21 protein-coding genes are annotated in these 26,253 nt (G+C 72.3%); 13 read left to right on the top strand and 8 right to left on the bottom strand.

Annotated features, from left to right (window positions below):
• Positions 1-65: 65 nt before the first annotated feature.
• Both ABJI51_RS13575 and ABJI51_RS13580 read left to right on the top strand, forming a co-directional pair.
• On the top strand, positions 66-2,108 hold the full coding sequence (locus ABJI51_RS13575; protein WP_348950690.1) for a glycoside hydrolase family 2 protein: 2,043 nt from the start codon (positions 66-68) through the stop codon (positions 2,106-2,108).
• 71 nt (positions 2,109-2,179) lie between these two features.
• Positions 2,180-3,013: a substrate-binding domain-containing protein gene (locus ABJI51_RS13580; RefSeq protein ID WP_348950692.1), complete on the top strand. Its 834-nt coding sequence runs from the start codon at positions 2,180-2,182 to the stop codon at positions 3,011-3,013.
• A 390-nt stretch (positions 3,014-3,403) separates the two neighbouring features.
• Here the strand turns inward: ABJI51_RS13580 and glpK (ABJI51_RS13585) are convergent, their stop codons facing one another.
• Positions 3,404-5,353, bottom strand: a complete 1,950-nt coding sequence (gene glpK, locus ABJI51_RS13585; RefSeq protein WP_348950694.1) for a glycerol kinase GlpK — start codon at positions 5,351-5,353, stop codon at positions 3,404-3,406.
• Between the two features lie 103 nt (positions 5,354-5,456).
• Positions 5,457-6,209, bottom strand: a complete 753-nt coding sequence (locus tag ABJI51_RS13590; protein ID WP_348950696.1) for an IclR family transcriptional regulator — start codon at positions 6,207-6,209, stop codon at positions 5,457-5,459.
• 154 nt (positions 6,210-6,363) lie between these two features.
• On the opposite strand from ABJI51_RS13590, the gene ABJI51_RS13595 reads away from it, so the two are divergent.
• From ABJI51_RS13595 to ABJI51_RS13605, 3 genes are read left to right on the top strand one after another with little or no spacing between them, the layout of a single operon-like run.
• Positions 6,364-7,185, top strand: a complete 822-nt coding sequence (locus ABJI51_RS13595) for an MIP/aquaporin family protein (protein ID WP_348950698.1) — start codon at positions 6,364-6,366, stop codon at positions 7,183-7,185.
• A 15-nt stretch (positions 7,186-7,200) separates the two neighbouring features.
• A complete protein-coding gene (gene glpK, locus ABJI51_RS13600) occupies positions 7,201-8,718 on the top strand; it encodes a glycerol kinase GlpK (protein WP_348950700.1) in 1,518 nt (505 codons plus the stop codon).
• Between the two features lie 17 nt (positions 8,719-8,735).
• Positions 8,736-10,424 (top strand): glycerol-3-phosphate dehydrogenase/oxidase, encoded by a 1,689-nt coding sequence (locus ABJI51_RS13605; RefSeq protein WP_348950702.1) that lies wholly within the window; start codon positions 8,736-8,738, stop codon positions 10,422-10,424.
• A gap of 60 nt (positions 10,425-10,484) precedes the next feature.
• Here ABJI51_RS13605 and ABJI51_RS13610 read toward each other — a convergent pair whose 3' ends face one another.
• Positions 10,485-11,363, bottom strand: coding sequence for an aminoglycoside phosphotransferase family protein (locus ABJI51_RS13610; protein WP_348950704.1), 879 nt, complete (start codon positions 11,361-11,363; stop codon positions 10,485-10,487).
• Positions 11,364-11,454: 91 nt separating this feature from the next.
• Between ABJI51_RS13610 and argG the strand changes: the two genes are divergently transcribed.
• Positions 11,455-12,900 carry an argininosuccinate synthase gene (gene argG / locus ABJI51_RS13615; protein WP_348950706.1) on the top strand — a complete coding sequence of 482 codons (1,446 nt, stop codon included), beginning with the start codon at positions 11,455-11,457 and terminating at the stop codon, positions 12,898-12,900.
• 57 nt (positions 12,901-12,957) lie between these two features.
• On the opposite strand, the gene ABJI51_RS13620 is transcribed toward argG, so the two are convergent.
• The 4 genes from ABJI51_RS13620 to ABJI51_RS13635 form a co-directional block, all read right to left on the bottom strand.
• Complete coding sequence (locus ABJI51_RS13620; protein ID WP_348950708.1) at positions 12,958-13,836, bottom strand: fumarylacetoacetate hydrolase family protein; 879 nt, start codon at positions 13,834-13,836, stop codon at positions 12,958-12,960.
• 31 nt (positions 13,837-13,867) lie between these two features.
• Entirely contained in the window at positions 13,868-14,875 is a 1,008-nt protein-coding gene (locus ABJI51_RS13625) for an SMP-30/gluconolactonase/LRE family protein (RefSeq protein ID WP_348950710.1), read from the bottom strand.
• A 28-nt stretch (positions 14,876-14,903) separates the two neighbouring features.
• The gene (locus tag ABJI51_RS13630; RefSeq protein ID WP_431605609.1) at positions 14,904-16,961 is read right to left on the bottom strand and encodes a PQQ-dependent sugar dehydrogenase; all 2,058 of its coding nucleotides are present in this window, start codon (positions 16,959-16,961) and stop codon (positions 14,904-14,906) included.
• 267 nt (positions 16,962-17,228) lie between these two features.
• Positions 17,229-18,092: a LysR family transcriptional regulator gene (locus ABJI51_RS13635; RefSeq protein ID WP_348950714.1), complete on the bottom strand. Its 864-nt coding sequence runs from the start codon at positions 18,090-18,092 to the stop codon at positions 17,229-17,231.
• A 127-nt stretch (positions 18,093-18,219) separates the two neighbouring features.
• Here ABJI51_RS13635 and ABJI51_RS13640 point away from each other — a divergent pair, with 127 nt between their 5' ends.
• The 7 genes from ABJI51_RS13640 to ABJI51_RS13670 all read left to right on the top strand — a co-directional run bounded on the left by ABJI51_RS13640 (position 18,220) and on the right by ABJI51_RS13670 (position 25,105).
• Positions 18,220-19,080, top strand: a complete 861-nt coding sequence (locus tag ABJI51_RS13640) for an NAD-dependent epimerase/dehydratase family protein (protein ID WP_348950716.1) — start codon at positions 18,220-18,222, stop codon at positions 19,078-19,080.
• 188 nt (positions 19,081-19,268) lie between these two features.
• Positions 19,269-19,865 carry a DUF6801 domain-containing protein gene (locus tag ABJI51_RS13645; protein ID WP_348950718.1) on the top strand — a complete coding sequence of 199 codons (597 nt, stop codon included), beginning with the start codon at positions 19,269-19,271 and terminating at the stop codon, positions 19,863-19,865.
• A 250-nt stretch (positions 19,866-20,115) separates the two neighbouring features.
• A complete protein-coding gene (locus ABJI51_RS13650; RefSeq protein WP_348950720.1) occupies positions 20,116-20,700 on the top strand; it encodes a papain-like cysteine protease family protein in 585 nt (194 codons plus the stop codon).
• Complete coding sequence (locus tag ABJI51_RS13655) at positions 20,697-21,470, top strand: hypothetical protein (RefSeq protein WP_431605605.1); 774 nt, start codon at positions 20,697-20,699, stop codon at positions 21,468-21,470. Before ABJI51_RS13650 ends, ABJI51_RS13655 begins: the two co-directional genes overlap by 4 nt.
• Before the next feature lie 147 nt (positions 21,471-21,617).
• The gene (locus tag ABJI51_RS13660) at positions 21,618-22,655 is read left to right on the top strand and encodes an Lrp/AsnC family transcriptional regulator (protein WP_348950721.1); all 1,038 of its coding nucleotides are present in this window, start codon (positions 21,618-21,620) and stop codon (positions 22,653-22,655) included.
• A gap of 24 nt (positions 22,656-22,679) precedes the next feature.
• The gene (locus ABJI51_RS13665; RefSeq protein WP_348950723.1) at positions 22,680-23,819 is read left to right on the top strand and encodes a serine hydrolase domain-containing protein; all 1,140 of its coding nucleotides are present in this window, start codon (positions 22,680-22,682) and stop codon (positions 23,817-23,819) included.
• A gap of 41 nt (positions 23,820-23,860) precedes the next feature.
• The gene (locus tag ABJI51_RS13670; protein WP_348950725.1) at positions 23,861-25,105 is read left to right on the top strand and encodes an FAD-binding protein; all 1,245 of its coding nucleotides are present in this window, start codon (positions 23,861-23,863) and stop codon (positions 25,103-25,105) included.
• A gap of 63 nt (positions 25,106-25,168) precedes the next feature.
• Here the strand turns inward: ABJI51_RS13670 and ABJI51_RS13675 are convergent, their stop codons facing one another.
• Positions 25,169-26,152 carry a LacI family DNA-binding transcriptional regulator gene (locus ABJI51_RS13675; protein ID WP_348950727.1) on the bottom strand — a complete coding sequence of 328 codons (984 nt, stop codon included), beginning with the start codon at positions 26,150-26,152 and terminating at the stop codon, positions 25,169-25,171.
• Between the last annotated feature and the right edge of the window lie 101 nt (positions 26,153-26,253).

Here is a 26,253-nt window from a genome sequence, read left to right on the forward strand (position 1 = left end):
TCGAAGTTCTCGAACGCCCGCCGGTGATCTTGACCGGGCGGTGACGCGGCGGTCATAGTCCCGGCATGCGCCGTGTGTTCCTCGCCGTGATCACCCTGCTGCTGTGCGGATTCGCCGTACCCGCGGCCGTGGCCGCGCCGGCCGGGCACGCTCGCGCGGAAACCGTGCTCGCCACCGGCTGGAAATTCCACCTCGGTGACGTCGCGGGTGCCGCGGACGCCGATTTCGACGACAGTTCCTGGACGCCGGTTTCCCTGCCGCACACCTGGAACGCGGCCGACGGCGCGGACGGCGGCGGGAACTACCGGCGCGACGTCGGGTGGTACCGGACCCGGCTGGCCGTCCCGCCCGGCGGACGGCGGGTCTTCCTCCAGTTCGACGGCGCGAACCTGGTCACCGACGTCTACGTCGGCGGACGGCACGCCGGGCGGCACGAAGGCGGCTACTCCGGCTTCCGCTTCGACATCACCGATCTCGCACCGGCGGGCCGCCCGGTGCCGGTCGCGGTGGCGGTCGACAACCGCAAGAACCCGGACGTGGCCCCGCTCGACGGCGACTTCACCCTCTTCGGCGGCCTCTACCGGGATGTCCGGCTGGTCGTCACCGATCCGGTGCACGTGGACGCGCTCGACTACGGCGGCCCGGGCGTCTTCGTGCGGCAGAAAGCGCTCACCGACGCGGTGGCCGACGTCGACGTCACCACCCGCGTCACCAACGACACCGCGGTGCCGCGGCGGATTCCGGTCCGGACGGTCGTCCGGGACGCGGCCCGCCGGGTCGTCGCGGTCTCGGCCACGGTGGTCACGGTGGGCGCGGGCCGGACCGTGCCGGTGGTCTCGCCGGTGCGGGTGCTGCGGCCGCACCGGTGGAACGGCGTCCGGGACCCGTACCTGTATTCGGTGACCGCGGAGGCAGGCGGCGACGCCGTGACCGTCCCCTTGGGACTCCGGACCGTTGCCGTGGACCCGGAACGCGGGTTCTTCCTCAACGGCGTCCCGTATCCGCTGCACGGGGTGAACACCCAGCTGCCCAGCCGCCCGGACCGGGGTGCCGCGGTCACCGCGGCCGACATCGACGCCGACTACGCGCTGATCGCCGAGCTGGGCGCGAACGCCGTCCGGATGGCGCACTACCAGCATTCGCCGCGCGAGTACGAACTCGCCGACCGGCTCGGCCTGGTCGTGTGGACCGAGGTGCCGCTGGTCGGCTTCGTGACCGCGTCCGACGCCTTCACGGCGAACGCTTCGGCGCAGGCGCACGAGCTGGTCCGGCAGAACGCCAACCACCCGTCGGTGGTGATGTGGGGCCTCGGCAACGAGCAGTACGTCTCCAGCCCGGCCGCCAACGCGGTGCTCGACACGGTCCAGAAGGTGTTCCGCGCCGACGACCCGGACCGGCTGACGACGTATGCGCACTGCTGCCTGTCCGACACCGATCCGCTGGCCGGGCACGCGGACCTGACCGGCTACAACCGGTACTACGGCTGGTACGTCCCGGGTGCGGCGAACCTGGGCCCGTGGGCCGACGGCGTGCACCGGGCCGAGCCGGGCCGCCGCATCGCGGTCTCGGAGTACGGGGCGGGCGCGAGCGTCCGGCAGCACGAACAGCATCCGGCGCCGCCGGTGCCGGGCGGGCACTGGCATCCCGAGGAGTACCAGGCGGAGGTCGCCGAGGCGGCGTGGCGGGCGATCGAGGCCCGGCCGTACCTGTGGGGCAGCTTCGTCTGGGTGATGTTCGACTTCGCCTCGGACGGCCGCAACGAGGGCGACCGCCCGGGTATCAACGACAAGGGCCTGGTGACCGACGACCGCGTCACCCGCAAGGACGCGTTCTACTGGTACCAGGCGAACTGGTCGTCCCGGCCGGTCCTGCACATCACCTCGGCCCGCGACACGGTCCGCACGACCGCGGCCACCGACGTCAAGGTGTACGCGGGGAGCGGGCCGGTGAGCCTGACGGTCAACGGCGTCCCGCTCGGCACCCGGGTCCCCGACGACCACATCGCGGTCTGGTCCGGAGTTCCCCTGCAGCCGGGCCCCAACGTCGTCCAGGCGACGTCGCTGACGGACGGCCGGACGGACACGGTCACCTGGACCCGGCAGCCGTGACGTTACTCGTTCGTTAATTATGGAAAGTGAACAAAGTTCACGTCCGGCCATGTGATCGCTAACATCGGAGCATGCCCGTGGACGACGCAGGTCCCGACGGCCCGCTTCGCAGCCGGATGACCCGGCGGCGGGGCACGCTCGGCGTGATCGCGGCCGGGGCCACCGCAGCGGGCCCGGTGCTGCACGGCCTGCGCGTGGCCGCCCGGGAAGAGGGCTACGTCCTCAGCGTGTTCAGCGTCCCCGGCCCCGGCAGCGCGGCGCTGATGGCGGCGGCGGACGGCCTGCGGCTGCAGGGTGTCGCGGGCATCGTCGTGCTCGACGCGCGCCTGGTCGCCGAGCTGGGCGCGGTCCACGGCATCCCGCTGGTCCCGGCGGCGAGCACCGACCAGTACGCCGGCGCCCGCCGCGCCACCGAGCACCTGCTGGACCTCGGCCACCCGACGGTCTGGCACCTCGGCGGCCCGGAGGACGGCCCGATCGCCCGCGCCCGCGAACGCGGCTGGCGCGAAACCCTGGAACGCCACGGCGCCGAGATCCCGCCGGTGGTCCGCGGCGACTGGTCGGCCCGCTCGGGCTACCGCGCGGGCCAGTCCCTGGCGGTGGAATCCGGTGTGGAGGCGGTGTTCTCCGCCAACGACCACATGGCACTGGGCCTGCTGGCGGCGTTCACGGAGGCGGGCATGAGCGTCCCCCGCGACGCCCACGTGGTCGGCTTCGACGACGTCCCCGAGGCGGCCTACTACGCACCCCCGCTGACGACGGTCCGCCAGGACTTCGTGGCGGCGGGCCGCCAGACACTGGCCACGCTCGCGGCGCGCATCGCCGGGGTGGCGGCCCCGGCACGGGCGAGCGTCGAGGGGGAGCTGGTGGTGCGGGAAAGCAGCCGCTGCCTCCAGTCCGGCTGACCGAGTACCTGTCGTCATGAGCGTTGCGTTCGCGCAGGCCGAACTCGCCCTCCGGCAGTTCGACGGAGTCACGGCACTCGCCGCCTTCGGGAAAATCCTCGACGGCGGTGGCCGCGGTCACGGCCCGGCTCGTGCGCCCCTAGCTCGGGCGCACCACGCCCCGTGCTCGACGAGCGCCCGGTCGACGGGCTGACCGGCCATGTACTGCACACCTTCGCGGCCAACGTCTCGGTGGCAGGCACCGACGATGGCCGAATACCTGGCCGTCCTGCTGGACATCTTCGACAACCGGCTCGACGAGCAGTGGACCTGCCGCGATTCCGGCCGCGGCCCCGGCGGGTTCGAGACACTGGCCCGCGCCCGGCGCTATCTGGGGATCGCCCAACGAACTCAGAGCCTGAGCCGGTCGCCGAGCCCCCGGATGTGCTCCACCTCGCCGCAGCCCAGCTCCAGCTGCCGCCGCCGTTCCGCGACGAACGCCCGACCGAGGCCTGTTCTGTCCGAAGTGGACATCGTGCGCCGCAGGTCGTTCAGCAGTCCGCGTTCTTCGCCGCGGACGTGCGTGTCCACCACGTTCTCCAGGCGCACCAACGCCTTTTCGAAGTCCTCGGCTTCCAGCACCGCCAGCAGGTCCGCGGCGAACGGCGAACCCGGGGTGTCCGGCCGGACGATCCGCTCGGTCGCCGTCGCGTGGGCGACCAGCAGGCCTGCCAGCTCCGCCACCAGTGCCGGGCGGTCGGCCTCGGTGTTGCGCAGGTCGCGCAGCAGCTGCTCGAACCGGCGGTGGTCGGCCAGCAGCACCTCGACCAGGTCCGAGCCCGGTGCGGCCGCCGCCGGGCCGGGGCGCATCCAGCCGAACGTCAGCTCCACCGCCTGGCGCCAGTGCGCGTACTCCGAGTCGCGGCGGGCCGGGTCCATCGCCGGCAGCCACTGGCCCGCCCGGTGCCAGTTGCGCCGCAGCCCCTCCAGGTCCGGCCAGTAGCCGACCGACAGCCCCGCCGCGTACGCCGCGCCGAGGGACACCGTCTCCGCCACCATCGGGCGGACCACCGGCACGTCGAGGACGTCGGCGATGAACTGCATCAGCAGGTTGTCCGCGGTCATCCCGCCGTCGACCTTCAACGTCGACAGCGCGAGCCCGGAGTCGGCGTTCATCGCGTCGACCACCTCGCGCGTCTGCCAGCCGGTCGCCTCCAGCACCGCACGCGCCAGGTGGCCCTTCGTGATGTAGGACGTCAGCCCGGCGATCACCCCGCGGGCCTCGCTGTGCCAGTGCGGCGCGAACAACCCCGAGAACGCGGGCACGATGTAGCAGCCGCCGTTGTCCTCGACCGTGCGCGCCAGCGTCTCGATCTCCGGGGCGCTGCCGATCAGCTCGAGGCCGTCACGGAACCACTGCACCAGCGACCCGGTGACGGCGATCGACCCCTCCAGCGCGTACACCGCGGGCTCGTCGCCGATCTTGAAGCCGACCGTGGTGAGCATGCCGTGGGTGGACAGCACGGGCGTCGGGCCGGTGTTGAGCAGCAGGAAACTGCCGGTGCCGTACGTGCACTTCGCCTCACCGGGCGCGAAGCACGTCTGGCCGAACAGTGCCGCCTGCTGGTCGCCGAGTGCCGCCGCGATCCGGATGCCGGGGACCACCCTGCTGGTGGTGCCGTAGACCTCGGTGGAGGAGCGGATCTCCGGCAGCATCGCGCGCGGGACGTCGAAGAAGTCCAGCAGCTCGTCGTCCCAGGCGAGGGTGCGCAGGTTCATCAGCATGGTGCGCGAGGCGTTGGTGACGTCGGTGACGTGCACGCCGCCCTCGGCGCCGCCGGTGAGGTTCCAGATCAGCCAGCTCTCGATGGTGCCGAACAGGACGTCCCCGCGCTCGGCGCGTTCCCGCAGGCCGGGGGTGCGTTCGAGCAGCCAGCGGATGCGGGGCGCGGAGAAGTAGGTGGCCAGCGGCAGCCCGCACAGCTGCCGGACGCGCTCGGCGCCGGGCTCGCGGGCGAGCTGTTCGAGCATGGCGTCGGTGCGGGTGTCCTGCCAGACGATCGCCCGCCCGACCGGGTTGCCGGTGCGCCGGTCCCACAGGACGGTGGTCTCGCGCTGGTTGGCGATCCCGAGCCCGACGACCTGGTCCGCGGTCGCCCCGGCGTCGGCCAGCGCCTGCGGCACGATCCGCGACAGGTTCCGCCAGATCTCGGTGGCGTCGTGCTCGACCCAGCCGGGCCGCGGGAAGTGCTGCTGGTGCTCCCGCTGGACGACCGAGACGAGCCTGCCGCGCGCGTCGAACAGGATGCACCGGGTGGAGGTGGTGCCCTGGTCGACGGACATCACGTACCGCTGGACCATGGATCTCCCTTCACCATCGGGACGCACCGGTGCTGCGGCAGACTGCCCCGGCCGGAGATCCGCCGGCCCGGCTCCGGTGTCGCTGCCGGCACCCGCACCTCCTTCACCATCGGGACGCACCGAGGTCCCGCGACACCGCGCGCGCCGCGTCGCGGACCTGGGTCAGCAGTCTCGGGTTCGGGCTGCCGTCGGGCTCGCAGATCCGCTCGGCCGCGCCCGACACGCCGATCGCGCCCACCACGATGCCGCCGTGGCCGCGGATCGGGGCCGCGATCCCGGCTTCGCCGGCGATCATCTCGCCGTTCTCGGCCGCCCAGCCTGCCTCGCGTACCTTCGCACACGCCCGCTTGATCGCCGTCTGGGTGACCAGGGTGCGGCGCGTGTACGGCTCCGGGACCGCCTTCAGCGTCGTGTCGTAGGCCAGCAGGACCTTGCCCAGCGCCGTCGCGTGCAGTGGCAGCAGCGTGCCGACGTCGAGGGTCTGCAGGCTGTCGTCCGGGCGGAACACGTGGTGCACCACCAGCACCCGGCCCTCCAGCGGCGCGCCGATCCGGACGGCCTCGCCGCTGCGGGCGGCCAGCGCGTCGGCCCAGTTGATCGCGCGCGACCGCAGCTCGTTGACGTCCAGGTAGCTCGTGCCCAGGTGCAGCAGCGCCGCGCCGAGCTGGTACTTGCCCGTGTCGCGGTCCTGCTCGACGAACCCGACGCCCTGCAGCGTCCGCAGGATCCCGTGCGCGGTGCCCTTCGCCAGTTCGAGCGACTCGGCGATCTCGCCGACGCCCAGACGGCCCGAGCCGCGCGCCAGCAACCGCAGGATCGCGGCGGCGCGCTCGATGGACTGGATCGGACCGGGCACCGCGCGACCCTAACCCGACCGGCCCTGATTCGACAATGTCGAACATCCACATCGGCCGTTCGACAATGCCGACCGGCGTCCGTTGACCGCCCTGACACGCGAACTTAACTTTCATCCACCAATAGGGGGACAAGGTCCTTTGTGGAGGAATGCAATGGTGCGAAGCCTCAAGGCCCGCGGGCTCGCCGGCGAGATGGCCGCCGAGTTCGTGGGGACGATGATCCTCATCCTGTTCGGATGCGGGGTGGTGGCGCAGGTCGTCGCCGCGGGCATCGGGGACCACGACAGCATCGCCTGGGCCTGGGGCCTCGGCGTCACCCTGGGCGTCTACGTCGCTTCGCGGATCAGCGGCGCCCACCTGAACCCGGCCGTGACCATCGCACTGGCGGTGTTCAAGGGCTTCGAGTGGCGCAAGGTCGCCCCCTACGCCCTGGCCCAGACCGCCGGAGCGTTCCTCGCCGCGCTGCTGGTGCGCTGGAACTACACCGAGGTGCTCAACGCCAAGGACCCCGGCCTGACGATCAAGACCCAGGGCGTGTTCTCCACCCTGCCGGGTAACGGCACGCTGCCCGTGGGTGACTGGGGTGCCTTCCGCGACCAGATCATCGGCACCGCGATCCTGCTCATCGTCCTGTTCGCCATCACCGACCTGCGCAACACCTCACCGGGCGCGAACCTGGCCCCGGTCGTCGTCGGCTTCCTCGTCGTCGCCATCGGCATGGCCTGGGGCACCAACGCCGGCTACGCGATCAACCCCGCCCGCGACTTCGGCCCGCGCCTGGCCTCCTGGCTGACCGGCTACGACACCGCGTTCACCGACCAGTACGGCTTCCCCTACTGGTGGATCCCGATCGTGGCGCCCGTGATCGGCGCGCTGATCGGCGGAGCGATCTACAAGTACCTGATCGAGCGGTTCCTGCCCGCCGGGGACCCGCTGGACGCCATGCCCGCCAAGGACCTCGAGCCCGCCGCCTGAAAGGGAGCACACCCCATGCCTGACTTCGTCGGTGCCGTCGACCAGGGCACGACCAGCACCCGCTTCATGATCTTCGACCACGGCGGCAACGAGATCGCCCGCCATCAGCTGGAGCACGAGCAGATCCTGCCCAGGCCGGGCTGGGTCGAGCACGACGCCACCGAGATCTGGGAACGCACCCGCTCGGTCATCGCGACCGCGCTCAACAAGGCCAACCTGACGCACGGCGACCTGGCCGCGCTCGGCATCACCAACCAGCGCGAGACCACCGTCGTGTGGAACCGCCGCACCGGCCGCCCGTACGGCAACGCCATCGTCTGGCAGGACACCCGCACCGACCGGATCGCCTCGGCGCTGGAACGCGGCGGCAAGGGCGACGTCATCCGCCGCAAGGCCGGCCTGCCGCCCGCGACCTACTTCTCCGGCGGCAAGCTGCAGTGGATCCTGGAGAACGTCCCGGGCGTGCGCGAGGACGCCGAGAAGGGGGACGCCCTCTTCGGCACCACCGACACCTGGCTCATCTGGAACCTCACCGGCGGCCCGGACGGCGGCGTGCACGTCACCGACCCGACCAACGCCTCCCGCACCATGCTGATGGACCTGGAAACCCTCGACTGGGACGACGAGCTGCTGTCGTTCTTCGGCGTCCCGCGGCAGATGCTGCCGTCGATCCGCCCGTCGTCGAACCCCGGCTTCTTCGGCACCACCCGCGCCGACGGCCCGCTCGGCGGCGAGGTCGCCATCACCGGCGTCCTCGGCGACCAGCAGGCGGCCACCGTCGGGCAGGTCTGCTTCCGGCCCGGCGAGGCCAAGAACACCTACGGCACCGGCAACTTCCTGCTGCTCAACACCGGCCAGGAGCTGGTCCGCTCGAAGCACGGCCTGCTGACGACGCTGTGCTACCAGTTCGGCGACGAGAAGCCGGTGTATGCGCTGGAAGGTTCGATCGCCGTCACCGGCTCGGCCGTGCAGTGGCTGCGCGACCAGCTGGGCATCATCAGCGGCGCGGCCCAGAGCGAGAGCCTGGCCCGCCAGGTCGAGGACAACGGCGGCGTCTACTTCGTCCCGGCCTTCTCCGGGCTGTTCGCCCCCTACTGGCGCTCCGACGCCCGCGGCGCGATCGTCGGCCTCACCCGCGCCACGACCAACGCCCACCTGGCGCGCGCGACCCTGGAAGCGATCTGCTACCAGACCCGCGACGTCGTCGAGGCCATGCAGAACGACTCCGGCGTGACGCTCGACGTGCTGCGCGTGGACGGTGGGGTGACCGCGAACGAGCTGTGCATGCAGCTGCAGGCGGACATCCTCGGCGTGCCGGTGTCGAAGCCGGTCGTCGCCGAGACCACCGCGCTCGGCGCCGCCTACGCGGCCGGGCTGGCCGTCGGGTTCTGGTCCTCGACCGACGAACTCGAGCAGAACTGGAACGAGGACAAGCGCTGGACGCCGTCGTGGAACGACGAGCAGCGCGCCGAAGGCTACGCCGGCTGGCAGAAGGCCGTCGGCCGCACGCTCGACTGGGTGGACGTGCAGTGACCGTGAGGAGGAACACCGTGACACCGCTGTCCCCGGCCTACCGTGCCGAGACGCTGCGGAAGCTGGCCGGCGAAGAGGTCGACGTGCTCGTCGTCGGCGGGGGAGTGACCGGTGCGGGCGTCGCGCTCGACGCGGCCTCGCGCGGGCTGTCGACCGCGCTGGTCGAGGCCCGCGACTTCGCCGCCGGGACGTCCAGCCGGTCGTCGAAGCTCATCCACGGCGGGCTGCGCTACCTGGAGCAGCTGGACTTCAAGCTGGTCCGCGAAGCCCTGAAGGAACGCGGGCTGCTGCTGCAGAAGCTGGCCCCGCACCTGGTGCGGCCGGTGAAGTTCCTGGTCCCGCTGCAGCACCGGGTCTGGGAGCGCGGCTACATCGGCGCCGGCGTCACGCTGTACGACACGCTCGGCGGTGCGAAGGCGCTGCCGCGGCACCGGCACCTGTCGAAGCGCGGCGCCTTCAAGGAGGCGCCCGGCCTGGCCGACGACGCGCTGATCGGCGCGATCCAGTACTACGACGCCCAGGTCGACGACGCCCGGCACACGATGACCATCGCGCGGACCGCCGCCGAGCAGGGCGCGTCGATCCTGACCCGGGCGCGCGTGACGTCGCTGCTGCGCGACGGCGACCGCGTCGTCGGCGCCAAGGTGCTCGACCGCGAAAGCGGGATCGAGTTCGAGATCCGCGCCCGCACGGTGGTCGCGGCGACCGGCGTGTGGAGCGACGACATGGCGGCGGCGGCCGGGATCCCGGCGCCGTTCACCGTGCGCGCGTCGAAGGGCATCCACCTGGTGGTGCCGCGGGAGAAGATCGACCTCGCCACCGGGCTGATCCTGCGCACCGAGAAGAGCGTGCTGTTCGTGATCCCGTGGGGCCGGCACTGGATCGTCGGCACCACCGACACCGAGTGGGACCTCGACCGCGAGCACCCGGCGGCCAGCCGCGCGGACGTCGACTACGTGCTCGACCACCTCAACGCCGTCCTGCGTACGCCCGTGACGCACGACGACATCGAGGGTGTCTACGCGGGCCTGCGGCCGCTGCTGGCGGCGAAGGCGGCCGCGACGACGAAGCTGTCGCGGGAGCACGCGGTGGCGCACCCGGTGCCGGGCCTGGTGATCGTGGCAGGCGGCAAGTACACAACCTACCGGGTGATGGCCGCCGACGCGGTCGACGTCGCGGTCGAGGACGTCGGCCGCCCGGCACCGCCGTCGTGGACCGACCGGCTGCCGATCGTCGGCGCCGAGGGGTACCACGAGCTGTGGGAAGACCGCTTCGGCGTCGCCGCGAAGGCCGGGCTGCCGCTGACCCGCGTCGAGCACCTGCTGCAGCGGTACGGAACGCGGATCTGGAACCTGCTGGAGCTGATCGAGCAGGATCCCTCGCTGGCCGCGCCGATCACGGAGACCTCGGAGTACCTGCGCGTGGAGGCGGTCTATGCGGTGTCCCACGAAGGGGCGCTGCACCTGGAGGACGTCCTCACCCGCCGGACCCGGATCTCCATCGAGGAACGCGACCGCGGTGTCGCGGCGGCCCCGGTCGTCGCGGAGCTGATGGCCCCGCTGCTGGGCTGGGACTCCCACCGCACGGACCGTGAGGTGGCGAACTACCTCGCCAGGGTCGAGGCGGAGCGCTCGGCACAGGAAGCCCCGGACGACGCGGCGGCGAACGCCACCCGCCTCGCGGCCCCGGCGCTCCTGCCCAGCTGACACCTCGCCCCAAAGCCGTGAATGGCACATTGACGGACTCCAAGTCCGTGAATGTGCCATTCACGGCACTGGGCGGCAGCCGAGTTCGGTGAGCACGTACCGGGCGTTGGCCGAGATGACCGGGTTCGTGAGCCGGTAGTACGGCAGCTGGATCACCGCCATCGACAACGCGCGCCCGCGGGCGCGCGCCCAGGTCGCGTCGTCGGCGCCCACGGCGTCGCGGAAGGTGCGGCGGGTGTCCGCGGTCAGCAGGTTCCACGCCGGGATCAGGTCGATCGCCGGGTCGCCCACCCCCGCGGTCGCCCAGTCGATGACGCCGGTCAGGCGACCGTCGCGCAGCAGGAGGTTGCCCGGCATCAGGTCCGCGTGCAGCCGGCGCGGCGGACCTGTCCACTGCGGAGCTTCGAGCGCCTCGGCCCACACGGCCAGTGCCGCCTCCGCGTCGAACGGTTCGTCGGTGCCACGCAGCTCCTCGATCGCCTGACGGGTGGGGGAGTCCACGTCCGGCAGTGGCTTCCCGCGGCGGGTCGGGGGACCGTCCGCCGGGAGTGCCTGCAGCGCACGCACGAACCCGGCCAGGTCACGGGCCGGTGCCGCCCGGCCTTCCCGTGCCGGTTCGCCGTCGAGCCAGCTGTGCACCGCCCACGGCCACGGGTACCCCTCGGCCGGCTCGCCCACCGCGACGACGGCCGGGACCGCCACCGGCAACCCCGCCAGCGCGCTCAGCGCCCGGCGTTCCTTCGCCACGTCACCGGCGCCGCCCGCGGTCAGCGGGAGCCGGACCGTCAGGCCGTCCCCGAGCCGGTACACCGCGTGGACCGTGCCGCCCGAGGCCAGTGGCCTGATCGGCAGGTCCGCCCACTGCGGGAACTGCCCGTCCACCAGCCGGCGGACCAGCTCGGTGTCGATGGCGTGCTCGTCGGCGTGCATGCGGCCCATGGGATCACCCCATCACGCACGTCAACGCGTTATCCGTGAGCCGGAGCACCCCGGATTGCACGACGATACATGGCCGTGCATAATCATTCGCATGTCCAAGGTGCTCACTTCCCTGCCCGTCGGCGAGCGTGTCGGTATCGCCTTCTCCGGTGGCCTCGACACTTCCGTAGCGGTCGCGTGGATGCGCGACAAGGGCGCGGTGCCCTGCACCTACACCGCCGACATCGGCCAGTACGACGAGCCCGACATCGAGTCGGTGCCCGGGCGGGCCACGGCCTACGGTGCCGAGATCGCGCGGCTGGTCGACTGCAAGGAAGCACTGGTCGAGGAGGGGCTCGCGGCCCTGACCTGCGGCGCCTTCCACATCCGCTCCGGCGGCCGTGCCTACTTCAACACCACCCCGCTCGGCCGCGCGGTCACCGGCACGCTGCTGGTGCGCGCCATGCTCGAGGACGACGTCCAGATCTGGGGCGACGGCTCCACCTTCAAGGGCAACGACATCGAGCGGTTCTACCGCTACGGCCTGCTGGCCAACCCCTCCCTGCGGATCTACAAGCCGTGGCTCGACGCGGCGTTCGTCACCGAGCTCGGTGGCCGCAAGGAGATGTCGGAGTGGCTGGCCGCGCACGACCTGCCCTACCGCGACAGCACCGAGAAGGCGTACTCGACCGACGCCAACATCTGGGGCGCCACCCACGAGGCCAAGTCGCTGGAGCACCTCGACACCGGCATCGAGATCGTCCGGCCGATCATGGGCGTGCGGTTCTGGGACCCCGAGGTCGAGATCGCGCCCGAGGACGTCACGATCGGCTTCGAGCAGGGCCGCCCGGTGTCGATCAACGGCAAGGAGTTCGCCACCGCCGTCGACCTGGTGCTGGAGGCCAACGCCATCGGCGGGCGGCACGGCCTCGGCATGTCCGACCAGATCGAGAACCGGATCATCGAGGCCAAGAGCCGCGGCATCTACGAGGCGCCGGGCATGGCGCTGCTGCACGCGGCCTACGAGCGGCTGGTCAACGCGATCCACAACGAGGACACCCTCGCCAGCTACCACAACGAGGGCCGTCGGCTCGGCCGCCTGATGTACGAGGGCCGCTGGCTGGACCCGCAGGCGATGATGCTGCGCGAGTCGCTGCAGCGCTGGGTCGGCACCGCGATCACCGGCGAGGTGACGCTGCGGCTGCGCCGGGGCGAGGACTACTCGATCCTGGACACCACGGGCCCGGCGTTCAGCTACCACCCGGACAAGCTGTCGATGGAGCGCACCGAGGACTCGGCGTTCGGCCCGGTCGACCGGATCGGCCAGCTGACCATGCGCAACCTCGACATCGCGGACTCGCGCGCGAAGCTGGAGCAGTACGCGAGCCTCGGCATGGTCGGCGGCTCGAACCCGAAGCTGATCGGCGCCGCCCAGGCCGCGTCGACCGGCCTGATCGGCGCGATGCCCGAGGGTGGCGCCGAGGTGATCGCCTCGCGCGGCAAGGCGGGCAACGACGTGCTGCTCGACCAGGCGGCCATGGAGTCCGGCACCGACTGAGCACTCCCGAATGGCTCATTGACGGACGCTATGTCCGTCAATGAGCCATTCACGGCGTTACCCGCGGGCGGCGAGGACCCGGCGTACCTCGCCGGCCCCGAGCACGACGGGGGAGCGCAGCGAGCCGACCTCGTCGATCTCGATCTCGACGACGTCTCCCGCACGCAGCCCTCTGCCGAGTTCCGGCACGATCGACGTGCCCGTCGAGAGGACGGCGCCGTCCGGGAAGTCGTTGTCCCGCCACAGGTATTCGACCAGCTCGGCCGGTTCGCGGTTCAGCTGGGCGGTATTGGCTTCGCCGGCGAACACTTCCCGGCCGTCGCGCAGGATGCGCAGGCGCAGGCCGAGTGACAGCGGGTCCGGCACCTCCCACGCCGGCCGCACCCGCGCCGACACCGCGCACGAACCGGTGTAGATCTTGGCCTGCGGCAGGTACAACGGGTTCTCGCCTTCGATGCTGCGCGAGCTGACGTCGTCGACCACGACGTACCCGGCGGTCTCCCCGGTGGCGGTGAGCAGCAGGCCGAGTTCGGGCTCCGGCACGTCGTCGGCGGAGTCGGCGCGGACGGCGATCGGTTCGCCGTCGGTGACCACGCGCCAGGCAGCCGACTTGAAGAACAGCTCCGGCCGCTTCGCGCGGTACACCCGCGCGTAGACGTCCTGGTCGGCGCTTTCCTCCCGGCGGGCTTCCTCGGACCGCAGGTAGGTCACCCCGGCGGCCCACACTTCCATCCGCCCGTCCAGCGGCGGCAGGAGGCGGATCCCGGCCGTGGGCACCGGATCACCGGCCGTCTCGGTCAGCTCGCGGATCTCCGCCACGGGATGGCGCAGCAGGTCGCTCATCGACGCGACCGCGAGGGGCCGCAGCTGCTCCCCGGTGAGCAGGCCGACGCGGACGCTGCCGGTGCCGTCGGCGAATCGCACCAGGTGGCTCAAGCCTGACCTCCTCGTTCGGAACCCTCGCGGTTCAGTATGGATTGCCGGGCACCTGCAGGCGCACCTGGTAGAGCCCGAACCCGCCGGACACTCCCGAGGTGAGGTACAGCGTCCGCCCGTCCGGGCCGCCGAACGCCGCGTTGGTGGTGTTGCGCCCGGCCGAAACCGTGCCGAGCTGGACACCGGACGGCGCGAAGACGTGGACCAGCCCTTCGTCGTAGGACGCCCAGTACAGGTTGCCCGCGCAGTCTATGGTGGCGCCGTCGGGCGTCCGCATGCTCGCGAACGTCGTGCGATTGCCGGTGCTGCCGTCGGGGAAGACCGTGTACTTCATGATCGCGTTGGCGCCGGTGGCCCCCACATACAGCGTCTTGCCGTCGGGGGACAGCACGACGCCGTTCGGCTGCGGCAGCGTGTCGTCGACGAGGCTGACCACGCCGTCGCGGACGCGGTAGACGCTGGTCCGGCCGTTCTGCTCGTCCGGGCGGTTGCCGCGCTGGTAGTTCGGGTCGCTGAAGTACGTGGTGCCGTCCCGGCCGATCGTCAGGTCGTTGGGGGAGTTGAACGCCCGGCCCTGGTACCCGGCCGCGACCGTCGTCCGGCTGCGGTCGGCCAGGCTGTACGCGGACACCGTGCGATTGTCGTGGGTGGCGGCGAGCACCCGCGTGCCGTCGGCGCTGATCGCCAGCCCGTTGCTGCCGGAGTCGGCGATGAACGTCTCGAAAGTCGACGGCGGCGTGAAGCGGAGCACGGCCGACGGCTGGACGCCCTGGGGACCGGCGGGGTTCTGCATGTTCGACAGCAGCAGGGTGCCCGTCCGCCGGTCCCAGGTCGGTCCTTCCAGGAAGTTGAACCCGCTCCGGACGAGCTGCGCCGTCACCGCCGGTGCGGGCAACGGCGAGCCGTAGGTCGCCCCGGGTGTGCACGGCGCCGCGGTCGTGGTGGCCGACGCCGCGGGCGTCACCACGCCCGCGGCGACGATGGCCGCCGCCGTCACGGTCCACTTGCGACGGTGACGCGATGTCGTGCGATGAGCCATGGAGACTTTCCTTCCGTGCGGGGAACGGTCACCGTCCAAGCTGGACTTTGAGGATGCTCTCGTTGCTGTTGTTGGCGATGCTGTCCTTGTCGCCGTAGTTGCTGGTAGTCAGCCACAGGCCGCCGTCGGCGGACGGCTCGACGGTGCGCAGCCGCCCGTACGTGCCGTTGAGGTACTGCTGGACGTTGGTCAGGCTGTCGCCGGAGATCTCGGCCCGGTACAGCCGCGCGCCGCGCAGGCAGGCGATGTAGAGGGCGTCGCGCACGATGGCGATGCCGCTGCACGAACCTTCGGCGACGGGATAGGTGCGCTTGGGTGCGACGAAACCGGCTTCGCCGCAGCTGCCCGTGGTGCCCTCGCAGCGCGGCCACCCGTAGTTGCCGCCGCGGACGATCAGGTTGGTCTCGTCCATGACGTTGTTGCCGAACTCCTGCTCCCACAGCCGGCCCTGGGAGTCGAAGGCCAGCCCCTGCGGGTTGCGGTGGCCGTAGCTCCACACCGGCGTGCCGAACGGGTTGTCCGCGGGAATCGTGCCGTCGCGGTTGATGCGCAGGACCTTGCCGGCGAGGTTCGCGCGGTCCTGGGCCCACTCGCCGTTCTGGCCGTCGCCGGTGGCGATGTAGAGCTTGCCGTCGGGCCCGAAGCGCAGCCGTCCGCCGTTGTGGTACTTGTTGCGCGGGATGCCGGTGAGCAGCACCTGCGGGGTGCCGGTCAGCACACCGCCGGTGTAGCGGATACGCACGACCCGGTTGTCGGACGTGCTGGTGTGCATGACGTACAGCCACGGGTCGGCCGCGAAGTCGGTGGCCACGGCCAGGCCGAGGACCCCGCCCTCGCCGTCGGTGCCCGCCACGCCCGGCATCCGGCCCACGACGGTCTTCGTGCCGGTCGCGGGGTCGAGGCGGACGATCTCGAAGGCGTCGCGGCGGCCGTAGAGCACCTGGCCGTCCGGCAGGGTGGTCAGGCCCCACGGCAGGTCGGTTTCGGTGGCGACCCGGGTGACCGAGCACACCGCGGTGGCGCAGGAGGTTCCGGTGGTGACCGCGACGGGCGTGCTCGGGGCCGAGCGGTTGGCCTGGGCGTCGCGCGCCCGGATCTGGTACTGGTACCGGGTGTTCGGGGCCAGGCCGCTGTCGGTGAACGACGTCGCGGCCGCGCCACTGGTCGAGCCGGCGACGGTCCCGTCGCGCAGCACCTCGTAGCCGGTGACGCCGACGTTGTCGGTGGACGCCGTCCAGCGCACGGTGACCGTGGTGCCCGACGCGGTCGCCGTGACGCCGGTCGGCGTGGTGGGCGGCTGGGTGTCGGACTGGCACTGCGGCACGGTGACGGTGACCGTGGGACTGGCCTGGGAGACGTTGCCCGCGGCGTCGCGGGCGTTGACGTGCAGGCCCCAGGTGGCGCCGGGCGAGACGGACAGCTGCGCCGACAGTGCGGTGCCCGGCACGGAAGTCATGAGCTGGCCGTCGTGGTAGATGTCGTAGTAGGCCACGCCGACGTCGTCGGACGACGCCGACCACGACAACGTCGCCTGGGTGCAGGTCAGGCCGGAGACGCGCGGGTTGCCCGGTGCGGTCGGCGGCGTGACGTCGGCGTCGAGCCTGACCAGCTGCCACCGCTGGCCGGCGCCGCCGGAGCCGGGCAGCTGCACGATCGGCGCGCCGTCGGCGGTGGAGCCGTCCAGCACGTCCACGGCCTTGCCGCTGGCCCGGTTGAGCAGGCGCACGTCACGGCCGGACGGTCCGGCAGGCCGGAACTGCTGCCCGGGGTCACCGGTGTCGGTGCTCTGCACCAGCCCGGTCCGGTCGGCGGTGGAAGGGAAGCCGAGGACCATGGCGCTGACGCGGGACTTGATGCGGTAGTAGCCGCCGCCGGAGCCGACGAACTGCCACTGCTGCGAGGCGCGGTCGTCACGGGTGCGCTGGATGATGGCGGCCCCCGCGCCGGTGGCGCCGCCGGAGACGTCCAGTGCCTTGCCGCTGTTGCGGTTGACCAGCACGTAGGTGGCGGCGGGGTCCACGGTGGCGGCCGCGGCAGCCGGTGCCGGAAGGACGGTACCCAGGCCGAGCAGGACCACTGTGGACACTGTCCGCAGGCCCGCGCGCGGTCTCTTCGGGGTGGCTCGCATGGCGTTCCTCTCTCACGGAATCGGAGGGAACTGGCAAGAAGGCGGGCTCACGCGGCTGCGCACGCGGAAAACCATGCGTCGCCTCCTTGCGAGCAGGGTGCGTACTGAGGGTCGCGGGCGGTCGGCCCGGGCGACTGGGAGCGCTCCCAAAGCACCGTAGCGCAAAGTGTTTGCCGCCGACAAGACTGGTGAGCAGGTATCCAACAACCCCGCGTCGAACGGCCGTCAGGGAACGAGGCAGTCCGCCACGCCGAGGAACGCGTCGACCGGGTCCGAACGCCGCGTTTCCAGCCACGCCAGGCAGACGTGGTTCGGCCCGATGTCCTCGACCGGGACGCCGACGACGTCCGGGCGGGTGTAGAACTTCGCCGTCGACAAGGGAAGAACGCTGATTCCGGCGCCGGCGGCGACCAGTTCCAGTTTTTCTTCGACGCTGTACACGGGCGGCACCTCGGCGCGGTCGCCCCGGCGCAGCTCGCGCGCGATGTCGCGCCATTCCGGCACCGCGTCGGGATCCTGCAGCAGGTGCTCGCCGGCCAGTTCGGCGACCGGCACGGACTCCTTTCCGGCCAGCCGGTGCCCGGCGGGCAGCATGACGACGCGAGGTTCGGTGAACAGCGGCCGGACCGCCAGCCCGCGCTGGTCGACCGGCAGCCGGACGATGCCGACGTCCACCCGGCCGTCGTGCAGGACCGCCACCTGGTCGTGCCAGCTCGTCCGCAGCAGCCGGACGTCGATGTCCGGCCGCTGCCGGGCGAGCGCCCGCACCGCCGGGGTGACCACGATGCCCGGCATGAAGCCGATGGTGAGCACCGGCTTCGCCGCGGCCGCGGCCGTGACCCGCCGGTGCACGGCTTCGGCCGCCGCCAGCAGGTCACGGGCGTCCGCCAGGAGCTGCTCGCCTGCCGGGGTCAGCACCGTGGTCCGGCGGTCGCGGACGAACAGGGGTGTCTTCAGCTCGTTCTCGAGAGCCCGGATCCGGCGCGACAGCGCGGGCTGGGCGATGTGCAGCCGCGCCGCGGCGCGCCCGAAGTGCAGCTCTTCGGCGACGGTGACGAAGTACCGCAGATTGCGCAGGTCGAAGTCCATCGCTCCGCATTATCGCAGGTCTCGGTGATGCCGTCCGGGCATCACAGCGTGCGGAACGGGTCTTGGACGCGGCGGGGGTGGCCGGGTCACCGTGGAGGAGGAACGAATTCCTGGTGAAGGGACAACGATGAAGATCTTCCTGACGGGTGGTTCGGGCTACATCGGCCGCGCGGTGATCGCGGAGCTGGTGCGGCTCGGGCACGCGGTCGAGGCGCTCGCGCGGAACGACCGCGCCGAGACGGCCGTGGCCGCCGCCGGCGCGACGGCGGTCCGCGGCGGCCTGACCGACCTCGGGGTGCTCAACCACGCGGCCGCGCGGGCGGAAGCCGTGATCCACCTCGCGCAGGCCACGAGCGGCGAGGAAGACCTCGCGGCGGCGGGGGCGATGCAGGACGGCGTCGGTGGCGGCACGTACGTGCACACCGGCGGCAGCTGGGTCTACGGCGACACCGGCGGCGTGCGCGACGAGACGGCGCCGTGGAACCCGCCGTCCATCGTGGCCTGGCGCAAAGCCGTCGAAGAGGCGGTGCTGGCCCGGGCCGCCGCCGGCGGGCGACCGGTGGTCGTCCAACCCGGTCTGCTCTACGGCGGCGATAACCGCCTGATCGACCTCTTCTTCGTCCGGCCCGGCCGGGAAGCCGGCGCCGTCCCGTACATCGGCGACGGCGCGAACCACTGGGCCCTGATCCACCTCGACGACCTCGCCCGGCTCTATGCGGCGGCGCTCGCGGCCCCGGCGGGCTCGGTGTACCTGGGGGTGGGCGGGGTCAACCCGACGGCCAAGGAGGTCGCCGAGGTGTGCGCCCGCGCCGCGGGGCTCGAGGGGAAGACTGTTTCCGTAAGCCTCGAGCAGGCCCGCGAGCAGATGGGCCCGATCGCCGACGCGTTCGCCCTCGACCAGCAGCTCACCGCGGCCAAGGCACAGCGCGAGCTGGGCTGGACGCCCGTGCACACCGACCCGCTGAGCGAGCTGGCCGCCGGGCGCTGACGCTGGTGAGTGCCCGCACTCGCCGAAATTGTCACGCCGGTGGCAGCGCCCAGGATCGGGATGACAAATTCCCGGGCGGCGATCTGCGAGGCGTGTGACAAATTCCTGGATCACGGGAAAGCAGAATGGCCGGTTGGGGACTTTCCGCCTAATATCCGGAAGGCCGTTCGACGACGAAAGGACTTCACATGACGGAAACCCTCATGCGGAAAACGGGCCGCCGATTCCTCGGAATGGGTGCCGCCGCGTTGCTGGCGGGTGCGATCGCCGTGGTTTCCGCGGGACCGGCCGCCGCCGCCGAGAAAACGCTCACCTACAAGGGCGGATTCCCGCTCATCGGCGACCAGACGGTGACCGTCGTGGTCAAGGCCGACATTCCCGCGAACGTCACCGCGGGCTCGCCGGTTTCGGTGCCGTTCAGCCTCGACGTCGACGCCGGGCAGGCGGCCGGGGACGGCCTGCGCCTGGTCGGGGCCACGAAGGTCTCCGGCACCATCAAGTCGAAGGTGAACGTGGCGATCGCCGGGCAGTCGGTGGCCATCCCGGTGGAGCTGCCGATCCCCGACACCCCGGTGCCCGCCGAAGGCTCCCTGAAGTTCACCGCGCAGGGACAGGTCGACTTCACCGTCCCGGCAGGCACCCCGCCGGGCGAGGCAACCAGCAGCGTCGACTCCAAGGCGTCGACGCACGTGGTCACCGACAGCAGCCTCGGCGAGTTCGACGTCGACCTCGCACTCGACCCGCCGGGCCAGGACGCCACCCTGGGCACCACGACCGTCGGCTGACCCCGCCGGGCCGCCGCCGGAATCCGTCCGGGGGCGGCCCGTGGCCGTCGGCTGACCCCGCCGGGCCGCCGCCGGAATCCGTCCGGGGGCGGCCCGCCGGTGCCGGAATCCGGCGGCCGGGAACTGCCGGGATCCGCCGGAAACCGTTCCCTCCCAACGTGATCCTCCCTTAGTAGGTACCGGGGAAACGGCGGTGCGCGGAGTATTCCGTGCCACCACTTCGCCTCGTCACCGGCTGGAGGACCACTTCGTGAAAACCCATTCGGCAGTCCGGCGCGGACTCGCGGTGCTTTCGGCCGCCGCGGCCGCCGCCGTCGCGCTGCAGGCACCGGCCGCCGCCGCTCCGCGTTCCGATCTCGGCATCACCATGCAGGCCCAGCAGAAAGACCAGTGGTGCTGGGACGCCAGCGGAAACACGATCGCCGACTACTGGGGCTATTCCCTGACCCAGACCCGGTTCTGCCAGATCGCGCACGGCGAATCGGGCAGCGACTGCGCCAACCGGCAGGGCTACCTGTCCGACCAGCAGCGCGTGTTCCGGTATCTCGGCTTCACCAACGTCGGGACGTACAACTCCGGCGGCCAGACCCTGTCGTTCACCGGAATCCGGACCCAGATCGATGCGGGAAAGCCGATCGGCACCCGGATCGGCTGGCGTTCCGGCGGCGGCCACATGCACGTGCTCTACGGGTATGACACGGCCAACGGCGCCACCCGCGTCGAATACGGCGACCCGTGGCCGAACAACAGCCGCTACAACTCGATGAACTACGACACCTACCGCTCGAACAGCCAGTTCCAGTGGACCCACACGCTGTACGGGATCGAGGGATGACCATGCTGCGGAACGCACTGGGCGCGGCCGTCCTAGCCGGCGCGGCGATGCTCGCCACGGCCGCCACCGCGGGCGCGGCGACCGGCCCCGACGGCATCCCGAGCGCGGCCGACACCGCGGCCATCGGCAGGCTGACGGGCAGCCCCGCCACCCTCGGCCGGCTGGCCACGACGAAGTTCCCCGGCACCCGCGCCCTGGCGTCGTCCGCGGCGGCGGCCGAGCCGGGCACCCAGGTGCCGGTCTACGAGCCGACGGCGGCGTTCGTCGCGGGCCGGTCGGACGTCCCGGCCGAGCTGGCGTACGTGGCGGTCCCCGCCCGCACCGGCGACGGCGCCCCGGCCACGGTGTGGGCCGAGCGCCAGGGCCCGGCGTGGGCGGTGGTGAACGTGGCCTCCGGCGACTACGAGAGGCAGTACGCCCAGGCGGCGGCCGGCGGATATCTCCTGCACGAACCGCAGGTCAACGCGTGGTACGCGGTCCACGGCGACGTCGTGACGGTCCTGGACGGCTCGGTGACCGGCGTCCCGGCGGGCGCCAAGCTGACCGTGAAGGACTACCGCGCGGCCCTGCAGGCGCGGTACGCGGACAAGCTGCCGGGCTCGGCCTACGACCGCGACGGCGCCGGAGGCGGCTACGGCGGCCGGGAACGCGCGGTACCGGCAGAGAACCCGTCGGACGTCCCGGTACTGCCGTTCGCGCTGGGCGGAGCCCTGGCCCTGACGGCGGCGGCGGTCGCGGTGCCCCGCCTGCGGCGGCCACGGGAGGACTAGGCCGAAGGGACACTTGAGTCAACCCCGGCCCGCGCCACCGTCCCGCCCCGGTCGTGAGTGAGAAACAGTGTTCTAACCCTGTTTCTCACTCACGACAAGCCGCGGCAGACTGCTTGGCAGGTGATCATGACCAGGCCACAATGCGCCATGCCCGTTTCGCCCGGCGCACCGCCGGACCCGGCGCTGCCCGGGCTGAGCGCGTCCGACCTCGCGCTCGTCGAAGCGCTGCAGCGGGATCCGCGCGCGCCCTGGACGCGGATCGCCGCCGCCGTGGGGACCGATGCCACCACCGCCGCGCGGCGGTGGGAGCGGTTGCAGGCCGCCGGGCTGGCCTGGCTCACCGCCTACTCCACGCCGCCGACCACCACCGTCGGGTACGTCGATCTCGCCTGCCGTCCGGACGCGCTCAGCGAGCTGACCCGGGAACTGTGCGGCTGGCCGTCGGTGTTCAGCGTCGAGCGCACCACCAGCCGGTTCCCGTTGTTCCTCGGCGTCGCCGCGCGCGACCTCGACGCGCTCGACGCGCTGGTCACCGGCCGCATCGGCGTGCTGCCCGGGGTGCGGGACGTGCGGTTCGCCGTCGCCACCCGCGTTTACCGGGAGGGCAGCGGCTGGCTGGTCGACGCGCTCGCCCCCGAGCAGCGCGCGGTGCTCGACGACACCGCCGTGCAGGCGCGGCTGGTCGTCCCGCAGCAGTGGGACGACCGGGACCTGCGCGCGCTCGTCGAGTCGCTCGGCGAAGACGGGCGGCGCAGTTACGCCGTGCTGGCCCGCGACTGCCGGATGAGCGAGTCGGCCGTCCGGCGGACGCTCGCGCGGATGCTGCGCAACCACGAACTGGACTTCCGGTGCGACCTCGCGCACGTCCCGGCGGGCTGGCCGGTGATCGCCGGCTACCGCGTCGACGTCGCCCCCGGCGACCTGGACCGGGCCGGGACGGCGATCGCGCAGCTGCCGGAAACCCGGCTGTCGGCGGCCGTGGTGGGGGAGGGCAACCTCGTCGTGTCGGCCTGGCTGCGGGTCCCCGCCGACTGCGCCGGCTACGAAACGCGGCTGGTCGCCGCGGCGCCCGGCGCCCGCATCCTCGACCGCGCGATCACGCTGCGGATGCCCAAGCGGATGGGCAGGCGCCTGAGCCCGCACGGCCTCGGCGGCACCCACCAGGCGATCATCCCGGCCCGCTGACTATCGTCGCCGGCGGGAGGGATCATGAGCCTGCGCGACATCCTGCACCGCCACGTGGCCGACGGCATCCTGCCCGGCGCTGTGGCCGTCGTGGACCGGAACGGACGGCCCGAGGTCGTCGCCGTCGGCACGGCCGACGCCGGGGGTGGCCGCCCGATGGCCGAGGACACGGTGTTCCGGTTCGCGTCCATCACCAAGCCCGTCACCGCTGCCGCGGTCCTCGCGCTGGTGGACGACGGCCGCCTGGCGCCGGCCGACCCGATCGGGCGGTGGCTGCCCGAGCTGGCGGACCCGAAGGTCGTGCGGACCCCGGCGAGCCCGCTCGACGACGTCGTCCCGGCGCGGCGGCCGATCACCGTGGCCGACGTGCTGACCAGCCAGGCGGGCTGGGGCTTCGCGTCGGACTTCTCGCTGCCCGCGGTGCAGGCGCTGGCCGGTGTCCAGGGCGACGGCCGGGAAGTGCAGAGCTTCCCCGAACCGGACGTCTGGCTGGCGCGGCTGGCCGAGGTGCCACTGGCCTACCAGCCGGGCGAAGCTTGGCTGTACGACACGTGTTCCACCCTGCAGGGCATCCTCGCCGCCCGCGCGTCCGGCATGACGCTGCCGGACCTGCTCGCCGAGCGCCTCTTCGCGCCGCTGGGCATGACCGACACGGGGTTCGTGGTCGGGCCGGACCGGCGCGACCGGTTCACCTCCTACTACAAGAGCACCGCGGACGGGCTGGTCCTCGCCGACCCGCCCGGCGGCCAGTGGAGCACGATGCCCGCGCTGCCGCTGGGCAACGGCGGCCTGGCCGGGACGGCGGGCGACTGGGTGGCCTTCGGCCGGATGCTGCTCGCCGGCGGGACCGCGCCCGATGGCCGTCGCGTGCTGAGCGCCGAGGCGGTCCGGCTGATGACCACCGACCACACCACCGCCGTGCAGCGCGAGATCGGCACACTGTTCCTGGAAGGGCAGGGCTGGGGGATGGGTGGCGGGGTCGATGTCGCCGTGACGGACCCGTGGACCGTCCCCGGCCGCTACGGCTGGGTCGGCGGCACCGGCACCACCGCCCACATCGTGCCCGCCACCGGCACGGTCGCCGTCCTGCTGACCCAGGTCGGCGCGGACAGCCCGGTCACGCCGCGGTGGATGCGCGAGTTCTGGCAGGCCGCCGTCGCGTAGGGTCGGAACCGGGAATCCGGCACGGGGAAAGGAATCTACGGGTGGGCGAGGCGAACTGGGCGGGCAACCACACCTACGGCGCGGACGCGGTCCTCACCCCGCGGACGGTCGACGAGGTGCGGGAAGCCGTCGCCGGCGCGGACCGCGTCAAGGCGCTGGGCAGCCGTCACTGTTTCAACGCCGTCGCGGACTCGCCCGGCGGGGTCCTGCTGGACCTGCGCGCCCTCGACGTCCCGCTCGAGTTCGGCGACGGCACGGTGACCGTCGGCGGGTCCGCCCGGTACGGCGACTTCGCCCAGCAGCTGCACGACGCCGGTTACGCGGTGCCGAACCTCGCGTCGCTGCCGCACATCACCGTCGCCGGCAGCGTCGCGACCGGCACCCACGGCTCCGGACGGCGCCTGCCGGGACTGGCGGCGGCGGTCTCGGCGGTCGAGCTGGTGACCGCGGACGGCACGCTGCGGACGTTCACCCGCGCCGACGACGCCTTCCCCGGCCTGGTCGTCGGCCTCGGCGCGTTCGGGGTGATCACCCGGCTGACGCTGGACGTGGTGCCCACGTTCGACGTCCGGCAGGACGTGTTCGACGCGCTGCCGTGGGAATCCGCGTACCGGCACTTCGACGAGATCGAAGACGCCGGCTACAGCGTCAGCATGTTCACGAACTGGGCGAACGACACGATCGACCAGGTGTGGGTGAAGAGCCGCACCGACGCCTTCACCGGGCGGGACGAGCTGTTCGGCGCGGTCCCCGCGGACGGCCCGCGCCACCCGGCGCACGCGGCCGGGATCGCGGCGGACAACTGCACGCCGCAGGGCGGCATCCCGGGGCCGTGGCACGAACGGCTCCCGCACTTCGCGCTGGCGTTCACCCCGAGCGTGGGCGACGAGCTGCAGTCGGAGTACTTCGTGCCGTACGCCGACGCGGTGGCGGCGATCCGCGCGGTCCGCGAGATCGGCGAGCTGGTGGCCCCGCTGCTGCTGGTGTCGGAGATCCGCGCGATCGCGGGCGACGAGGCGTGGCTGAGCCCCTGCCACGGCGGCGACCGGGTGGCCCTGCACTTCACGTGGCAGCCGCGGCAGCCGGAGGTCGAGGCGCTGCTGCCGGAACTGGAGCGGCGCCTGGCCCCGTTCGGCGCCCGCCCGCACTGGGGAAAGCTCTTTCACAGCGGCGCGCTGGACGCGGTGTACCCGCGGATGGCCGACTTCCGCGCGCTGGCCCACCGGCTGGACCCGCAGGGCAAGTTCCGCAACCCGTTCCTGGACCGCCACGTCTTCGGCGCCTGACAGGCTGGGTGGTCTGCCGCGGCTGTCGTGAGTGGTAATTCGGGTTAGAACCCGAATTACCACTCACGAGCGCGGTGGGGCGGTGGTCGCGCGGACGATCAGGTAGGTGTCCAGCAGCTGCGTCGTCTGCGCGTCGGCGTCGCCGTCGAGCAGGCCCAGCAGGATCGTCACCGCCGCGCGGCCCGCCGCCTCCGTCGGCATCGCGATCGTCGTCAGCGGGGGCGCCGAGATCGCCGCGAACACCAGGTCGTCGAAGCCCACCAGGCTGATCTCGTCCGGGACCGGCACGCCGCGCGCGTTCAGCCGCGCCAGTGCGCCGAACGCCACCAGGTCGTTGTACGCCACGATCGCCGTCACGTCCGCCGCGAGGGCCAGGTCCGCGCCCTGCAGCCCGCCCTCGAACACCGGTGGGAACGGGCCGAACTCGACGACGTCGGTCCCGTGCACGGCGGCCGCTTCGGCCAGGCCCTGCCTGCGGGACAGGTTCGCCCACGACGTGCGGGGCCCGCCCAGGTACGCGCAGCGGCGGTGGCCCAGCGCCGCCAGGTGCTGGATCACCTGCCGCATCCCGTCCGCCGCGTCCATCACGATCGACGGGATGCCCGGGACCTCGCGGTTGAGCAGCACCAGGGTCGTCTGCGCGGCCAGCGCGCGCAGCTGGTCGTCGGTCATGCTCGGGCTGCACAGCACGACCCCGTCGACCTGCTTGGCCATGCGGCGCACCAGGTTCTGCTCGGTCGCCGGGTCCTCGTCGCTGTTGGCGAACAGCACGGAGATGTCGTCCTGCCGCGCGCGGGCCTGGACGCCGTTGAGCACGCCCGTGAAGAACGGGTTGCCCAGGTCCGAGACCACGATGCCGATGTGCCCGGTGCGCACCGGCGGCACCGGCTGCGCCGTGCCGGGTGCGTGGTAGCCGAGTTCGCTCGCCGCGGCCAGCACCCGGGACCGCGTCTGCCGCCGGACCAGATCCGGGGAGGTGAAGGCGCGGGACACCGTCGAGATCGACACGTTGGCCCGGCGGGCGACGTCGTGAATGGTCACGCTCACGGCTACTCCTCGGCAGGGTCCTGCAACATCATGAGAACGGCACGCAGCGTTGTCAACAACGGAAGTGCGGCACGCTCGCTCACCAGGTCCGATCGGATGAA

Source organism: Amycolatopsis melonis, from assembly GCF_040064235.1.
GTDB classification, from domain to species: Bacteria; Actinomycetota; Actinomycetes; order Mycobacteriales; family Pseudonocardiaceae; genus Amycolatopsis; species Amycolatopsis melonis.

Excerpts from the sequence above, each read along its gene's own strand:
- ABJI51_RS13595 (WP_348950698.1), top strand. The coding sequence starts at position 6,364 with ATGGTGCGAAGCCTCAAGGCCCGCGGGCTCGCCGGCGAGATGGCCGCC.
- ABJI51_RS13610 (WP_348950704.1), bottom strand. The coding sequence starts at position 11,363 with ATGGGCCGCATGCACGCCGACGAGCACGCCATCGACACCGAGCTGGTC.
- ABJI51_RS13625 (WP_348950710.1), bottom strand. The coding sequence starts at position 14,875 with ATGGCTCATCGCACGACATCGCGTCACCGTCGCAAGTGGACCGTGACG.
- argG (WP_348950706.1), top strand. The coding sequence starts at position 11,455 with ATGTCCAAGGTGCTCACTTCCCTGCCCGTCGGCGAGCGTGTCGGTATC.
- ABJI51_RS13635 (WP_348950714.1), bottom strand. The coding sequence starts at position 18,092 with ATGGACTTCGACCTGCGCAATCTGCGGTACTTCGTCACCGTCGCCGAA.
- glpK (WP_348950700.1), top strand. The coding sequence starts at position 7,201 with ATGCCTGACTTCGTCGGTGCCGTCGACCAGGGCACGACCAGCACCCGC.
- ABJI51_RS13655 (WP_431605605.1), top strand. The coding sequence starts at position 20,697 with ATGACCATGCTGCGGAACGCACTGGGCGCGGCCGTCCTAGCCGGCGCG.
- ABJI51_RS13665 (WP_348950723.1), top strand. The coding sequence starts at position 22,680 with ATGAGCCTGCGCGACATCCTGCACCGCCACGTGGCCGACGGCATCCTG.
- ABJI51_RS13660 (WP_348950721.1), top strand. The coding sequence starts at position 21,618 with ATGCCCGTTTCGCCCGGCGCACCGCCGGACCCGGCGCTGCCCGGGCTG.
- ABJI51_RS13645 (WP_348950718.1), top strand. The coding sequence starts at position 19,269 with ATGACGGAAACCCTCATGCGGAAAACGGGCCGCCGATTCCTCGGAATG.
- ABJI51_RS13640 (WP_348950716.1), top strand. The coding sequence starts at position 18,220 with ATGAAGATCTTCCTGACGGGTGGTTCGGGCTACATCGGCCGCGCGGTG.
- ABJI51_RS13580 (WP_348950692.1), top strand. The coding sequence starts at position 2,180 with ATGCCCGTGGACGACGCAGGTCCCGACGGCCCGCTTCGCAGCCGGATG.
- ABJI51_RS13575 (WP_348950690.1), top strand. The coding sequence starts at position 66 with ATGCGCCGTGTGTTCCTCGCCGTGATCACCCTGCTGCTGTGCGGATTC.
- glpK (WP_348950694.1), bottom strand. The coding sequence starts at position 5,353 with ATGGTCCAGCGGTACGTGATGTCCGTCGACCAGGGCACCACCTCCACC.